The 13,760-nt window shown below is 72.2% G+C and carries 14 protein-coding genes; 7 read left to right on the top strand and 7 right to left on the bottom strand.

Going from position 1 to position 13,760, the window contains the following annotated elements; genetic code table 11:
• Positions 1–64: 64 nt before the first annotated feature.
• Positions 65–196 carry an LPFR motif small protein gene (locus CP969_RS34350; protein WP_004980301.1) on the bottom strand — a complete coding sequence of 44 codons (132 nt, stop codon included), beginning with the start codon at positions 194–196 and terminating at the stop codon, positions 65–67.
• 178 nt (positions 197–374) lie between these two features.
• Between CP969_RS34350 and CP969_RS32170 the strand changes: the two genes are divergently transcribed.
• Both CP969_RS32170 and CP969_RS32175 read left to right on the top strand, forming a co-directional pair.
• Positions 375–1,337 carry a GlxA family transcriptional regulator gene (locus CP969_RS32170; protein WP_004980298.1) on the top strand — a complete coding sequence of 321 codons (963 nt, stop codon included), beginning with the start codon at positions 375–377 and terminating at the stop codon, positions 1,335–1,337.
• A gap of 10 nt (positions 1,338–1,347) precedes the next feature.
• Positions 1,348–1,983 carry a DJ-1/PfpI family protein gene (locus CP969_RS32175; protein WP_004980297.1) on the top strand — a complete coding sequence of 212 codons (636 nt, stop codon included), beginning with the start codon at positions 1,348–1,350 and terminating at the stop codon, positions 1,981–1,983.
• Here the strand turns inward: CP969_RS32175 and CP969_RS32180 are convergent.
• Positions 1,970–2,728 carry an enoyl-CoA hydratase/isomerase family protein gene (locus CP969_RS32180; protein WP_016823676.1) on the bottom strand — a complete coding sequence of 253 codons (759 nt, stop codon included), beginning with the start codon at positions 2,726–2,728 and terminating at the stop codon, positions 1,970–1,972. The two genes, CP969_RS32175 and CP969_RS32180, sit on opposite strands and share 14 nt — an antisense overlap.
• A 378-nt stretch (positions 2,729–3,106) precedes the next feature.
• On the opposite strand from CP969_RS32180, the gene CP969_RS32185 reads away from it, so the two are divergent.
• Positions 3,107–3,610, top strand: coding sequence for an ATP-binding protein (locus CP969_RS32185; protein WP_051044346.1), 504 nt, complete (start codon positions 3,107–3,109; stop codon positions 3,608–3,610).
• 110 nt (positions 3,611–3,720) lie between these two features.
• On the opposite strand, the gene CP969_RS34075 is transcribed toward CP969_RS32185, so the two are convergent.
• The 5 genes from CP969_RS34075 to galE all read right to left on the bottom strand — a co-directional run bounded on the left by CP969_RS34075 (position 3,721) and on the right by galE (position 9,081).
• The gene (locus CP969_RS34075; protein ID WP_004980291.1) at positions 3,721–3,852 is read right to left on the bottom strand and encodes a putative transporter small subunit; all 132 of its coding nucleotides are present in this window, start codon (positions 3,850–3,852) and stop codon (positions 3,721–3,723) included.
• A 16-nt stretch (positions 3,853–3,868) separates the two neighbouring features.
• A complete protein-coding gene (locus tag CP969_RS32190) occupies positions 3,869–5,617 on the bottom strand; it encodes a sodium:solute symporter family protein (protein ID WP_016823672.1) in 1,749 nt (582 codons plus the stop codon).
• Positions 5,618–6,215: 598 nt separating this feature from the next.
• Entirely contained in the window at positions 6,216–6,809 is a 594-nt protein-coding gene (gene idi / locus CP969_RS32195; protein WP_004980286.1) for an isopentenyl-diphosphate Delta-isomerase, read from the bottom strand.
• 218 nt (positions 6,810–7,027) lie between these two features.
• The gene (locus CP969_RS32200; RefSeq protein ID WP_026084702.1) at positions 7,028–7,966 is read right to left on the bottom strand and encodes a cation diffusion facilitator family transporter; all 939 of its coding nucleotides are present in this window, start codon (positions 7,964–7,966) and stop codon (positions 7,028–7,030) included.
• A 143-nt stretch (positions 7,967–8,109) separates the two neighbouring features.
• The gene (gene galE, locus CP969_RS32205; RefSeq protein ID WP_026084701.1) at positions 8,110–9,081 is read right to left on the bottom strand and encodes a UDP-glucose 4-epimerase GalE; all 972 of its coding nucleotides are present in this window, start codon (positions 9,079–9,081) and stop codon (positions 8,110–8,112) included.
• Positions 9,082–9,367: 286 nt separating this feature from the next.
• Here galE and CP969_RS32210 point away from each other — a divergent pair, with 286 nt between their 5' ends.
• From CP969_RS32210 to CP969_RS32225, 4 genes are read left to right on the top strand one after another with little or no spacing between them, the layout of a single operon-like run.
• A complete protein-coding gene (locus CP969_RS32210) occupies positions 9,368–11,203 on the top strand; it encodes a DUF5941 domain-containing protein (protein WP_016823666.1) in 1,836 nt (611 codons plus the stop codon).
• On the top strand, positions 11,200–11,952 hold the full coding sequence (locus tag CP969_RS32215; protein ID WP_004980278.1) for a phosphocholine cytidylyltransferase family protein: 753 nt from the start codon (positions 11,200–11,202) through the stop codon (positions 11,950–11,952). Before CP969_RS32210 ends, CP969_RS32215 begins: the two co-directional genes overlap by 4 nt.
• The gene (locus CP969_RS32220) at positions 11,940–13,001 is read left to right on the top strand and encodes an iron-containing alcohol dehydrogenase family protein (RefSeq protein ID WP_016823664.1); all 1,062 of its coding nucleotides are present in this window, start codon (positions 11,940–11,942) and stop codon (positions 12,999–13,001) included. The genes CP969_RS32215 and CP969_RS32220 overlap by 13 nt, the downstream gene beginning before the upstream one ends.
• Complete coding sequence (locus CP969_RS32225; protein ID WP_078495306.1) at positions 12,979–13,758, top strand: CDP-alcohol phosphatidyltransferase family protein; 780 nt, start codon at positions 12,979–12,981, stop codon at positions 13,756–13,758. Before CP969_RS32220 ends, CP969_RS32225 begins: the two co-directional genes overlap by 23 nt.
• Positions 13,759–13,760 lie beyond the last annotated feature (2 nt).

The following is a 13,760-nucleotide window of genomic DNA, read 5'->3' on the forward strand; positions in this document are numbered from 1 at the left end:
TGGCAGGTGGCGCCGACAACCGTGGATCAGGGCGGCGACGCGCCCGGACACCGCACGGGCGGTCTCAGGCGCGGTGGCCGCGGGCGGTGGACGAGGCACCGCCGAAGAGCCGGGCCAGCGCCCGGAACGGCAGGGTCACGACGGTGGCGACGGCGCCGCCGATCTGGCGCAGGACGTCTGCGATGGCACGGAACACGTGTCTCCCCTTTCGCTCTCCCGGCCACGGCGGCCGGGGCGGACTCGGTGACGGGGCGGGTACCTCGCCAACGCTTCGACATGCCTGACGTCCGCCCGCCCGCCGCCGACCGGGCGTGGCAGGAAAGGTGGGGAACCCGTCATTGCGGCCGTCACCGGGCCCGCCAAGAATCGACCGCATGACGCAGCGAACCGTGCTCGTCGTCCTCTTCGACGGCGTGCAGAGCCTCGATGTCACCGGTCCCTCGGAGGTCTTCGCGGGCGCCGAGAAGCACACCCCGGGCACCTACCGGCTGTGCACCGCCTCCCCGGACGGCGCTCCCGTGCGCACGGGCAGCGGCCTGACCGTCGTACCGGACCGGGCCCTGTCCGACGCGCCCGGCCCGCACACGCTGCTCGTCCCCGGGGGAGAGGGCACCCGGCGGCCCGACCCGCGGCTGACCGACTGGCTGCGCCGACACGGACCGCGCGCCGAGCGCTTGGTCTCCGTCTGCACGGGCGCGTTCCTGCTCGCCGCAGCCGGGCTGCTGGACGGCCGCCGCGCCACCACGCACTGGGCCCACTGCGGCCGGCTCGCCCGGGAACACCCGGCCGTCGAGGTCGACCCGGACCCCATCTACGTCCGTGACGGCCACGTGGCCACGTCGGCCGGCGTGACCTCGGGCATCGACCTCGCGCTCGCCCTGGTCGAGGAGGACCTGGGGCGCCGGGCCGCCCTCACCGTCGCCCGGCAACTGGTGGTCTTCCTGCGGCGGCCCGGGAACCAGGCCCAGTTCAGCGCCCAGCTCGCCGCCCAGACCGCGCGACGCGAACCGCTGCGCGAGGTCCAGCACTGGGTCACCGAGCACCCCGACGCCGATCTCACCGTCGAGGCGCTCGCGGCCCGCGCCGCCCTCTCGCCGCGCCACTTCGCCCGCGCCTTCCGCACCGAGACCGGCACGACCCCGGGCCGCTACGTCGACCGGGTCCGCCTCGAACACGCCCGGCGCCTGCTGGAGGACACCGGTGACGGCGTCGAGGAGATCTCCCGCGCCAGCGGCTACGGCACCCCCGAGGCGATGCGCCGCGCCTTCGTCCGGGCCCTCGGTACGTCACCGGCGGAGTACCGCCGCCGCTTCCGGTCCGTTCCCACCCGATCCTGAAAGGTTCCCGATGCAGATCGCCATCGTCCTCTTCGACCGCTTCACCGCCCTCGACGCCGTGGGCCCCTACGAGACCCTCGGCCGCCTCCCGGACGCGGAGACCGTCTTCGTCGCCGAGCGGACCGGCCCCGTGCGCAGCGACACCGGCGCGCTCGCGATCACCGCCGACCGGGCCCTGGCCGAGGTGCCGACCCCGGACGTCGTCGTCGTTCCCGGCGGCCCCGGGCAGACGCCCCAGATGGAGAACGGGGTCCTGCTGGACTGGTTGCGCGGCGCCGACGCGAACAGCACCTGGACGACGTCCGTGTGCACCGGATCCCTGCTGCTGGCCGCGGCCGGACTCCTGGAGGGACGCCGGGCCACCTCCCACTGGCTGGCGCTGGAGCACCTGAGGCGCTTCGGCGCCGAGCCCACCGGGGAGCGGGTGGTGACCGACGGCAAGTACGTCACCGCGGCCGGTGTCTCCTCCGGCATCGACATGGGGCTCACCCTGCTCGGCCGGATCGCCGGCGACGACCACGCCCGGGCGGTCCAACTGCTCACCGAGTACGACCCGCAGCCGCCCTATGACGCGGGGTCCCCGCAGAAGGCGCCCGCGCACCTCGTCGAGGAGTTCCGGGCCGGGAGCCGCTTCACCCTGACGTAGTGGCGGTCCAGGTGAAGCGCGGCGGCCGGCGCTCCAGGAACGCGGCGACCCCCTCCGCGGTGTCGCCGCTTCCGCGCGCCTGTGCGTCCCAGTGGGCGTCGCGGTCGGTGCGCCCGTCCGCGAACTCCTTCGCCGCGGCCTGCGTCAGCTGCGAACGGGAGGCCAGGACCCGGGTGAACTCCGCGACCCGCTTCTCCAGTTCGCCCCCGGGCAGCACCTCGTCCACCAGGCCGGTGCGCAGGGCCCGTTCGGTGTCGATCAACTCGCCCGAGAACAGGAGGTACTTGGCCGTGGCCGGACCCACCAGCGACACCAGTCGCCGGGTGGCGGACGCCGGGTAGACGATCCCGAGCTTCGCCGGCGTCACACCGAACAGCGCCCCCTGCTCCGCGAACCGCAGATCACAGGCCGCGGCCAGTTGCGCCCCGCCGCCCACGCAGTGCCCCCGGACCGCGGCCAGGGTCGGCTTGGGGAAGGCGGCGAGCGCCTCCTCCGCCGCGACGGCCAGCCGCTGGGCCCGCAGCGGCGACCCCTGGAGCGTGGAGATGTCGGCCCCGGCGCAGAACGTCCCGCCCGCCCCGGTGAGCACCAGCGCCCGTACCCCGGGGTCGTCCGCCAGCGCGTCCAGCAGCGGCGGCAGGGCGGCCCACATCGCGGCCGTCATGGCGTTGCGCTTCGCCGGATGGCGGATGACGACCGTGGCGACCGAGTCGGCGACACCGTGCAGCAGTTGGGGCTCCTCCATGCGCCGGATGCTATCCGCCCCGGCCGGCGCCCCGGTCGGCAGGAGCCCGCCCGGTTCCGCGCGGACGCACGACGGAGGCGGGAGGAGGCAGGAGGAGGCAGGAGGAGGGGAGAGGAGAGGGAGAGGAGAGAAGGTAAGGAGGGAGAGGGAGCGGGAACCGTACGGAGCGGACGTGTCGGCGCCAAACCCGTACAACCCGAAGAGTTCGCCGACACGGCACGAGGCGGACCGGAACAGTCCCGCAATCGACGGTGTCATACGCCAACGGTCAGGAACGCTCGATATGTGCTGACTTGTGTTCAGCACTTCGGCACGGAGCGAGTCGTTACCAACACTCGGCATGTGGCGACAATCGAGCGTGAGGGTGGCGACCGGACGATGGACGACCAAGGGCGCGGGCCCGGCCCACGCCCCCAGGGCACGGAAGGTTCCGCCGAGACGGGGGCCGTGGATCCGCTGCCGTACGAAGGCGTCTGGCGCTTCACCGCCCCGGCCGTCGACGCCTCGGTCCCGCAGGCCCGCCACGCCGTACGGGACCTGCTGCTGCGCCAGGGGGTGCCGGTCGCGGACGACGTGCTGCAGGGGCTGCTGCTGATCGTCTCGGAGCTGGTCACCAACGTCGTGCGGCACGCGGCGCTGCTGTCCCCGGTGCTCGCCGTCGAGGTCGCCGTCGGTGCCGAGTGGATCCGGGTGTCCGTGGAGGACAACCACCCCTACCGCCCGACCGCCCTGGAGACCGACCACGGCCGCACCGGGGGCCGCGGACTGCTCCTGGTGCGCGAGATCACCCTCGAGGCGGGCGGGGCCTGCGACGTCGAGCACACCGCGGGCGGCGGCAAGGTGGTCTGGGTCGCCCTGCCGCTCAAACCCGCCCGGTTCTGAAGGGGCCGTTCGGACAGGTCGGTGACGCGGCCGACGGGGGGGTCGGCCCCTGCGCGGCCCGGCCCCGTCCCCGGCACCCGAGGGCACCGGGGACGGGGCCGGGCGCCGGGTCAGATCAGGTCCTCGCCGTTGCGGCGGGCCTCCGCCCATTCGCGGAAGAACCCTCGGCTGATCACGAACAGGACGACGGCCACGAGCGCGGGCCACATCAGGACGTACACGGTCAGGGCTGCGGTGGTCACGGTGCCTCCTCGGGGGTCACTTGGCGCTGGTTCCGGCGGGTTCGGGATCGCCGTCGGCGTCTCCTGCCGGGCTCGGGACCCGGGCCTCGCCGTCGGCGGCCGCCGACACGGGCACCGCGGCCGCCGACGAGCCGCCGTCGAAGTCACCGGTGCGCTGCGCGATGAGGCCGAAGTCGAAGCCCTCACGCCGGCGCACGGACATGGCCCAGCAGATGACGGTGGACACCGAGTAGGCGACCAGTGAGCCGCACAGCGTGGCGTACTCGTGCAGGGAGCCGATGGCGAACGGCGCGGACACCACCACCGCCGCCGCACCGACGATCTTCGCCGCCCTGGCGCCGAAGAAGCCGAACACCATCAGGCCGAGGACGACGCCGATGCCGATGACCGACAGCACGTCCACGACGATGCCGAAGGCGCCGTCCACGGAGATCCAGCCGAAGCGGACCGGCAGGAACACCGCGAGCGCCGCGAGCACCGAGGTGGTGAACGCCTTCCCGCTGACCTTGTCCCAGTAGAAGCTGGCCAGCACCGGGAAGACGAGGGCGCCCCACAGCGCGCCGACGAACACCAGCAGGTCGAGGATGTTCAGCTGCAGGCTGGCGAAGGCCACGGCCAGCGCGGTCGCCACCACCATCGTGATGCGGCCGACCAGCAGCATGGTCTTGGGGTCGGCCTTCTCCTTGCCGGCCACGTTCTGGCCGTAGACGTCGGCCATCATGATCGAGGAGAGGGCGGCGAGGTCCGAATCGGCGGTGGAGGAGAGCGCGCCGACGATCATGATGAAGAACAGGCCCAGCAGCACGGGCGGCAGGTACTCGGCGGCCATCCCGGGGATGATGTTGTTCGGGTCGCCGCCGACCGGCTCGTAGCCGAGGTAGAGGGCGAGCACGCCGAGCATGCCGACACCGATGACCATCGCGCCGTAGCCGATGGTCGCGGTGATGAAGGTCGGCTTGATCAGGTCCTCCTTCACCGCGAAGAGCCGCTGCGCGATGGTCTGGTTGCCGATCGCGTAGGCGAGCACCGCGGCGATGTACGGAGCGCCCTGCTCCATGAAGGCCACGCTGGAGAAGAAGTCGCCCTGCTCCGCGGTCAGGTGGGCGGCGCCGGTTTCGAACGCCGCCGGGAAGTCGGCCGCGAGGAAGATGAACGGGACGATGACGGCCACCGCGCCCAGCATCGCGACGACCTGCACGAAGTCGGTGAGCACCGAGGCGCGGAAGCCGGACCACAGGGTGTAGAGCAGCACGCCCGCGGCGACGGCGAAGACGCCCTGGGTGAAGGTGAACGGCGACAGCATCGAGATCAGCACGCCACCGGCGATGAAGTTGGACATCAGGCTGATCAGGCTGCCGACGACGTTCGAGCCGGCGAGCATCAACTGGCTGGAGCGGCCGTGCCGGGCGTACATGACCTCGGCGAGGGTGTGCGCCTTCGGTGCCACGGCGCGGATCCGCCGGCCGAAGGGGTAGATGAAGAGGATCATCAGGGCGCCCCAGAGCCCGTAGTGGATGGGGCCCGAGATGCCGTAGGTGTAGCCGGATGTCGCGGACGCGTACATCGAGGCCGCCCAGATCCAGGTCGCCGTCATGCTGGCCGCGGAGATCCCGAAGCCGATGTTGTTGCCGGCGGTCATGTAACCGTCGGCGTTCTCTTCCTTCTTGCCGATGCGGGTCGAGATCAGGAAGGTCCCTCCGTAGAAGAAGACCAGCAGACCTACGACCACCAGGGCGTTGAACTGAGCTGTCTCCAGTCCGCCCACACGCGCCACCTCCTTCGACTCGTGGAGCCCGGTGTCAGCCGCACCATCCGGTGTGTCGACCGGTGGGTCGCGGACACGTCCCGCGCGTCGCGCAGCGGGGAAAGGCTCCGCCCGGGCAGCTCATCGCTGAACCAGGGACGTTCACAAAGAGGCAGGCTCTTTGAGCCCGCAAACCTTCGGCAAGGTAACAGCTCTTTCGAGTCACCGTGGGATCACACCGACTCACCATGTGCAAAGTGTGCTGCCTGGGTTTTCGCCTGATCTGGGCAAGTCACCGACATGTCGGGTGGGAGTTTTGCCGGGAAGATGGGCATTGGTGTCGCATCTTTATGGACATCCATTTGCAAGTTGCAATTGCGATGCCCCTTGCTTTGTTATGTCAAAGAGATCATCGATGGGGCTCGATGTGTCATGTTCCAGTAATAGTGGTCAAAGCGGAGCGAATCACCCGAGCGGGGATGAATCAGGGCTCGGTCGGGAAAACGTGCGGACAGCACGCGCGCCCGTCGGTCGGGGCCGAAAACCCGGTCCCGACCGACGGGCGCGCGATTCCTCGACGCCTCGACGCCTCGGCGCGCAGGGCGCGCGAGGCCGTCGGTCACCAGCCGGCCGACGTTCCCGTCAGCTCCCGGACCGCGGGGCGGGCCGCGTCCAGGACGGTCATGAACCAGGAGGAGAACGTGTCCTTCGCGTGCCGGTCCGCCAGCTCGGCCGGGGTCACGAACACCGTCGACGCGACCTCCGCCGGGTCCGGCCGCAACGGGGACTGCACCATGCCGACGAAGAGGTGGTTGTACTCCTGCTCCACCAGACCCGAGGCCGGGTCCGGGTGGTGGTAGCGGACCGTGCCGGCCTCGGCGAGCAGGGAGGGCGACACCCCCAGCTCCTCGTACGTCCGCCGGGCCGCCGCCGTGAACGGCGCCTCACCGGGGTAGGGGTGACCGCAGCAGGTGTTCGACCACACGCCGGGGGAGTGGTACTTGCCCAGTGCCCGCTGCTGGAGCAGCAGCCGCCCGCGCTCGTCGAACAGGAACACCGAGAACGCCCGGTGCAGCTGTCCTGGTGGCTGATGGACGGCCAGCTTCTCCGCGGTGCCGATCGTCACACCGTCCTCGTCGACCAGTTCCAGCAAAATCGCCTCTGCGGTGCCGTCCGACGCGCCGTGCGTCGCGGTGGCAGGTGTGATCGGCATACCCATCCTTCACTCGGTCTTCGCGCCCCAAGTCTGCCGCACGAATCCGGCACTCCCGACACTCCGCCGCACGCCCGCATGTCCCGGGGCGGCGCGGGAGGCGGCCGGCGCCGACCGGACACCGTGGAGGCGGGGCCTGAAAGGGGATCGTGCCCGCAGCGGCCGACGGGGAACCGTCCGGGCCGGGGCACGGGACGTCCGCCCGCGCCCCGGCCGGCTCAGTGGCAGAGCCGTGCCTCGTGCTCCGCGTGCCCGACGGGCTCCAGCTGGAAGGTGCAGTGCTCCACGTCGAAGTGGTCGCCCAGGCACCCCTGCAGCTCGTGCAGCATCTTCTCGTGCCCGATGGCGTTCAGCACCTCGGAGCTGACGACCACGTGCGCGGAGAGCACCGGCATCCCCGAGGTGATCGTCCAGGCGTGCAGGTCGTGGACGCCCTCCACGCCCTCCGTGGCCAGGATGTGCGCGCGCACCTGGGCCATGTCGACCCCCTTGGGGGCCGCCTCCAGCAGCACGTCCAGGGTCTCGCGCAGCAGCTTCCAGGTGCGGGGCACGATCATCAGCGCGATCACCAGGGAGGCGATCGGGTCGGCGGCCGTCCAGCCGGTGGTCAGGATCACCAGTGCGGACACGATCACCGTGACCGAGCCGAGCGCGTCCGCCGCCACCTCCAGGAAGGCGCCGCGCACGTTCAGGCTCTCCTTCTGCCCGCGCATCAGCAGCATCAGCGACACCAGGTTGGCGGCCAGGCCGATCGCGCCGAACACCATCGCCAGGCCGCCCTCGGTGTCGGCCGGGGTGATGAACCGCTGGACCGCCTCGTACAGCACGTAGCCGCCGACGCCGAGCAGCAGCAGGCAGTTGGCCAGCGCGGCCAGGATCTCCGCGCGGGCGTATCCGAAGGTGCGGCGCTCGCTCGGCGGGCGGTTCGCGAAGTGGATCGCGAGCAGCGCCATGCCCAGACCCAGGGCGTCCGTCGCCATGTGGGCCGCGTCCGCGACCAGGGCGAGCGAGTCGGCCAGCGCACCGCCGACGATCTGGACCACCACGACACCGAGCGTGATCGCCAGCGCCGCCCTCAGCCTGCCGCGGTACGCCGCGCTCGCGGTACCGCCGGGGGGCACACCGTGCGCGTGCCCGTGATCGTGCCCAGCCCCCATGAAAACCGCCCTTCCGTGGTCTCTCCGGCTCACAGTGAACTACGGGTGGGGGGTATCCGGCAACGCGGCACTGAACACCGTTGTCATGTGCCGTGACCTGCGGAAACGTTATGCAGGTCAGAACCGTGCGGGCCGGGGGCGGGTCAGGTCCCGCGATGCAGCCGCCAGCCCCGCCAGGCCGAGTCGACCATCTCGTGCACCGAGCGCCGGGCGGTCCAGCCGAGGCGTTCGGCCGCCCGGGAGGCCGACGCCACCGCGCGGGGGGCGTCGCCGGGGCGGCGGCCCTCGACGAGCGGGGCGCGGGTGTCGCCGGTGACCTCGCCGACGACCGCGATCAGCTCGCGCACCGAGACGCCCTCGCCGCGGCCGATGTTCACCGTCAGGTCGCCGGTGAGGTCCCCGTCGGACAGCCGGCGGGCCGCCGCCAGGTGGGCGTCCGCCAGGTCGGCCACGTGGATGTAGTCGCGGATGCAGGTGCCGTCCGGGGTCGGGTAGTCGTCTCCGAAGATCCGCGGGGCCTCGTCCCGGGTGAGCCGGTCGAAGACCATCGGCACGATGTTGAAGACGCCGGTGTCGGCCAGCTCCGGCGCCGCCGCCCCCGCCACGTTGAAGTAGCGCAGGCACACCGTGGCGATGCCGTGCGCCCGGCCCGCCGCCCGCACCAGCCACTCGCCGGCCAGCTTGGTCTCGCCGTAGGGGTTCACCGGGGCGCAGGGCGTGTCCTCCGTGATGAGGTCCACACCGGGGTCGCCGTACACGGCCGCGGAGGAGGAGAACACGAAGTGTGCGACCCCGGCCTCCGCGACGGCGTCCAGGAGCGTCGCGAGGCCGCCGACGTTCTCCCGGTAGTACCGGGTCGGCTGCGCCACCGACTCGGCGACCTGCTTGCGCGCGGCGAGGTGCACGACCCCCGTCACCCCGTGCTCCGCGAGGACCCGCTTCAGCAGCTCGCCGTCCAGCGACGAGCCCCTGACCAGGGGGACGTCGGCGGAGAGTCGGGCGGGCGAGCCGGCCGAGAGGTCGTCCAGCGCGACGACGCGCTCCCCGGCATCGGTCATGGCCCGCGCCACATGTGCCCCGATGTAACCGGCTCCGCCGGTGATCAGCCATGTCATGGTCGTCCACCCTATGTCGAGCGGGCCGGGTGCCCCGCGGTGTTCCGCAGGTACCTCGGTGCCCCTTGCGGCGGCGCGGTTTGTGGGGCGAGCCCCGCATCCCCGATGATGATCGCGGCAGCGGTGTGGGCGAACCGCGTCGATCCAACCGCCGAACGGGTGGTGAACACGTGCTTCCGGGCATCCGATAACCTCTGCCGACATGCCGCCCGGAGGTCCCCGCACGGGCGTTCCATCATGTACATGACCGGCGTGGACGCGTCGGCCCCCAGGGAGTGAGTTTCGGTTGTCGACCGCCATCCTCACCGGTCCGCCGGTCCCCGGTTCGTCACTCGAGGGCGATCTGCGCTCCCTCGGCTTCGACGTACGCGCCGTGTCCGGCACCGCCGAGGCCGAGGCCCTGCTCGCCGGGGTGCCGGCGGGGGAGCGGGTCGCGGTGGTCGACGCCCGGTTCGTGGGCCATGTGCACGCGCTGCGCCTCGGCCTCACCGACCCCCGCTTCGAACTCGCGGCGATCCCGGGCGCCGTCACCGCCGGGCCGGCCGGGCGCGGGGCCCTGGCCCGTGCGCTGGCCCGCGAGAGCTCCGTGTCCGCCGAGGCCGCCGCCGGCACCACGCTCGTCGACAGCCTCGCCGACCGCATCGCCACCGCCCTCGACGCCGACGGCGCCGACGTGCACCGGCCCGAGCTCGGCAGCCTCGTCGCCGCCGTCCCCGGCGACCCGCAGACCCGCAACGAGGCCCGGCAGGCCGTCGCCGCCGTCGACGACGAGGCCGTCCGCCTGAAGTCGGCGGTCAAGGCCCGCGACGGCTTCTTCACCACCCACTTCATCAGCCCGTACTCCCGCTACATCGCCCGCTGGTGCGCCCGCCGGGGCCTCACCCCCAACCAGGTCACCACCGCCTCGCTGCTCACCGCGCTCGTCGCGGCCGGCTGCGCCGCCACCGGCACCCGCGGCGGCTTCGTCGCCGCCGGCGTGCTGCTCCTCGCCTCCTTCGTGCTGGACTGCACCGACGGCCAGCTCGCCCGCTACTCCCTGCAGTACTCCACCCTCGGCGCCTGGCTCGACGCGACCTTCGACCGCGCCAAGGAGTACGCCTACTACGCCGGCCTCGCCCTCGGCGCGGCCCGCGGCGGCGACGACGTGTGGGCCCTCGCCCTCGGCGCGATGGTCCTGCAGACCTGCCGGCACGTGGTCGACTTCTCCTTCAACGAGGCGAACACCGGGGATCCCGGCGCCGCCGCCAACACCAGCCCCACCGCCGCCCTCTCCGACCGGCTCGACAGCGTCGGCTGGACGGTCTGGGTGCGCCGCATGATCGTTCTGCCGATCGGCGAGCGCTGGGCCATGATCGCCGTCCTCACGGCCGCCACCACCCCCCGGATCACCTTCTACGCGCTCCTCGTCGGCTGCGCCTTCGCCGCGACGTACACCACGGCGGGCCGCGTCCTGCGGTCGCTGACCCGCAGGGCCAGGAGGACCGACCGGGCGGCGCGGGCCCTCGCGGACCTCGCCGACTCCGGACCGCTCGCCGAGGCCCTCGCGGGTCCGCTGAAGGCCCCCGCGGGACGGCTGCCCGGGGCGGCGGTCCCCGCCGTCGCCCTGCTCGGCGGCCTCGCCGTCGTCGCCACGGCCGTGTCCACCGGCTTCGGCGGCCCCTGGACGATCGCCGCCGCCTGCGTCTACGTCCTGACCTCCGCCCTGGCCGTCGCCCGCCCCCTCAAGGGCGCCCTCGACTGGCTCGTGCCCCCCTTCTTCCGCGCCGCCGAATACGGCACCGTCCTGGCGCTGGCGGCCGACGCGGACGTGAACGGAGCGCTTCCCGCGGCCTACGGGCTGGTCGCCGCGGTCGCCTACCATCACTACGACACGGTCTACCGCATCCGCGGCGACGCGGGCGCGCCCCCGCACTGGCTGGTGCGGGCGATCGGGGGGCACGAGGGCCGCGTCCTGGTGGTCGCCGCGCTGGCCGCTCTGCTCACCGCTCCTCAGTTCTCGGTCGCGCTCACGGTGCTCGCCGTGGCCGTGGCCCTGCTGGTGCTCGCCGAGAGCATCCGCTTCTGGGTGACCGCCCACCGGGGCGGCGCGCCCGCCGTACACGATGAAGGAGAACCCGCATGATCGGCCTCGTGCTGGCGGCCGGCGCCGGACGGCGTCTGCGTCCCTACACCGACAGCCTTCCCAAGGCACTGGTACCGGTGGGTCCCGCGGGTATAGAGGGCGAACCGACGGTTCTCGACCTCACCCTCGGCAACTTCGCCGAGATCGGCCTGACCGAAGCCGCGATCATCGTCGGCTACCGCAAGGAGGCCGTGTACGAGCGCAAGGCGGAGCTGGAGCGGAAGTACGGCCTCAAGCTCACCCTCATCGACAACGACAAGGCCGAGGAGTGGAACAACGCCTACTCCCTGTGGTGCGGCCGTGACGCCCTCAAGGACGGGGTGATCCTCGCCAACGGCGACACCGTCCACCCGGTCTCCGTCGAGAAGACCCTGCTCGCCGCCCGCGGCGAGGGCAAGAAGATCATCCTCGCCCTCGACACCGTGAAGTCGCTGGCCGACGAGGAGATGAAGGTCGTCGTCGACCCCGACAAGGGCATGACGAAGATCACCAAGCTGATGGACCCGGCCGAGGCGAGCGGTGAGTACATCGGCGTCACCCTCATCGAGGGGGACGCCGCCCCCGAGCTCGTCGACGCCCTGCGGACCGTCTGGGAGGCCGACCCGCAGCAGTTCTACGAGCACGGCTACCAGGAGCTCGTGAACCGCGGCTTCCGGATCGACGTGGCGCCGATCGGCGACGTCAAGTGGGTGGAGATCGACAACCACGACGACCTCGCCCGTGGACGGGAGATCGCGTGCCAGTACTGACTCGGCTCATCCCCTCCCCGCTCGTCGTCGACATCCGTCCCGGTGCCCTCGAGGACCTGGGCGGTGTCCTCGCCGACGAGCGCATCTCGCAGTCCGGCCGCCTCGCCGTCGCCGTCAGCGGCGGCTCCGGCGCCCGGCTGCGCGAGCGGATCGCCTCGTCCCTGCCCGGCGCCACCTGGTACGAGGTCGGCGGCGGCACGCTGGACGACGCGATCCGGCTGGCGGGCGCCATGAAGGCAGGCCACTACGACGCGGTCATCGGGCTCGGCGGCGGCAAGATCATCGACTGTGCCAAGTTCGCGGCGGCGCGCGTGGGCCTGCCCCTGGTCGCCGTTCCGACGAACCTCGCGCACGACGGTCTGTGCTCGCCGGTCGCCACCCTGGACAACGACGCGGGCCGCGGCTCCTACGGAGTGCCGAACCCGATCGCCGTCGTCATCGACCTCGACGTCATCCGCGAGGCCCCGGTGCGGTTCGTCCGCGCCGGAATCGGCGACGCCGTCTCCAACGTCTCCGCCATCGCGGACTGGGAGCTGGCGTGCCGGGTCAAGGGCGAGCGGATCGACGGGCTCGCCGCGGCCATGGCCCGGCAGGCCGGCGAGTCCGTGCTGCGCCACCCGGGCGGCATCGGGGACAACGACTTCCTCCAGGTGCTCGCCGAGGCGCTGGTCCTCAGCGGCATCGCCATGTCCGTGTCGGGCGACTCGCGGCCGTCCTCCGGGGCCTGCCACGAGATCAACCACGCCTTCGACCTGCTCTTCCCCCAGCGCGCCGCCGCCCACGGCGAGCAGTGCGGACTGGGCGCGGCCTTCGCGATGTACCTGCGGGGGGCGCACGAGGAGTCGGCGCACATGGCCGGTGTACTGCGCCGGCACGGGCTGCCGGTGCTGCCGGAGGAGATCGGATTCACGCCGGACGAGTTCGTCCGGGCCGTCGAGTTCGCCCCGGAGACCCGGCCCGGCCGCTACACGATCCTCGAGCATCTCGACCTGAAGACCGAACAGATCAAGGACATCTACGCCGACTATGTCAAGGCCATCGGTAGCTGAACTCCGTCCGGTCGTGCACCCACCGGGGGTGAAGGACCGGCGCAGCGGTGAGCACTGGATGGGACGCCTCTACATGCGAGAGGTGTCCCTGCGGGTGGACCGCTACCTGGTCAACACCAGGGTCACGCCCAACCAGCTCACGTACCTGATGACCGTCTTCGGCGTCCTCGCGGCCCCGGCACTGCTGGTGCCGGGGATCGCGGGGGCCGTCCTCGGTGTGGTCATGGTCCAGCTGTACCTGCTGCTGGACTGCGTCGACGGCGAGGTCGCGCGCTGGAAGAAGCAGTACTCGCTCGGCGGCGTCTACCTCGACCGGGTCGGCGCCTACCTGTGCGACGCCGCCGTCCTGGTCGGCCTCGGGCTGCGCGCCGCCGACCTGTGGGGGCCCGGGCGCATCGACTGGCTCTGGGCCTTCCTCGGCACCCTGGCCGCGCTCGGCGCGATCCTGGTCAAGGCCGAGACCGACCTCGTCGGCGTCGCCCGCCACCAGGGCGGCCTGCCGCCCGTGCAGGAGGCCGCCGCCGAGCCGCGCTCCTCCGGCATGGCACTGGCCCGCAGGGCCGCCGCCGCGCTCAAGTTCCACCGGCTGATCCTCGGCATCGAGGCGTCCCTGCTGATCCTGGTCCTCGCGATCGCGGACGCGGCCCGGGGCGACCTGTTCTTCACCCGCCTCGGCACCGCCGTCCTCGCCGGCATCGCGCTGCTGCAGACCGTGCTGCACCTGGTGTCCATCCTCGCCTCCAGCAGGCTGAAGTGAGC

This window comes from Streptomyces viridosporus T7A (assembly GCF_008704515.1).
Classification (GTDB): domain Bacteria; phylum Actinomycetota; class Actinomycetes; order Streptomycetales; family Streptomycetaceae; genus Streptomyces; species Streptomyces viridosporus.

Coding starts and splice junctions, on each gene's coding strand:
- CP969_RS32170 (WP_004980298.1), top strand. CDS start 375: ATGACGCAGCGAACCGTGCTCGTCGTCCTCTTCGACGGCGTGCAGAGC.
- CP969_RS32175 (WP_004980297.1), top strand. CDS start 1,348: ATGCAGATCGCCATCGTCCTCTTCGACCGCTTCACCGCCCTCGACGCC.
- CP969_RS32180 (WP_016823676.1), bottom strand. CDS start 2,728: ATGGAGGAGCCCCAACTGCTGCACGGTGTCGCCGACTCGGTCGCCACG.
- CP969_RS32185 (WP_051044346.1), top strand. CDS start 3,107: ATGGACGACCAAGGGCGCGGGCCCGGCCCACGCCCCCAGGGCACGGAA.
- idi (WP_004980286.1), bottom strand. CDS start 6,809: ATGCCGATCACACCTGCCACCGCGACGCACGGCGCGTCGGACGGCACC.
- CP969_RS32200 (WP_026084702.1), bottom strand. CDS start 7,966: ATGGGGGCTGGGCACGATCACGGGCACGCGCACGGTGTGCCCCCCGGC.
- galE (WP_026084701.1), bottom strand. CDS start 9,081: ATGACATGGCTGATCACCGGCGGAGCCGGTTACATCGGGGCACATGTG.
- CP969_RS32215 (WP_004980278.1), top strand. CDS start 11,200: ATGATCGGCCTCGTGCTGGCGGCCGGCGCCGGACGGCGTCTGCGTCCC.
- CP969_RS32225 (WP_078495306.1), top strand. CDS start 12,979: ATGTCAAGGCCATCGGTAGCTGAACTCCGTCCGGTCGTGCACCCACCG.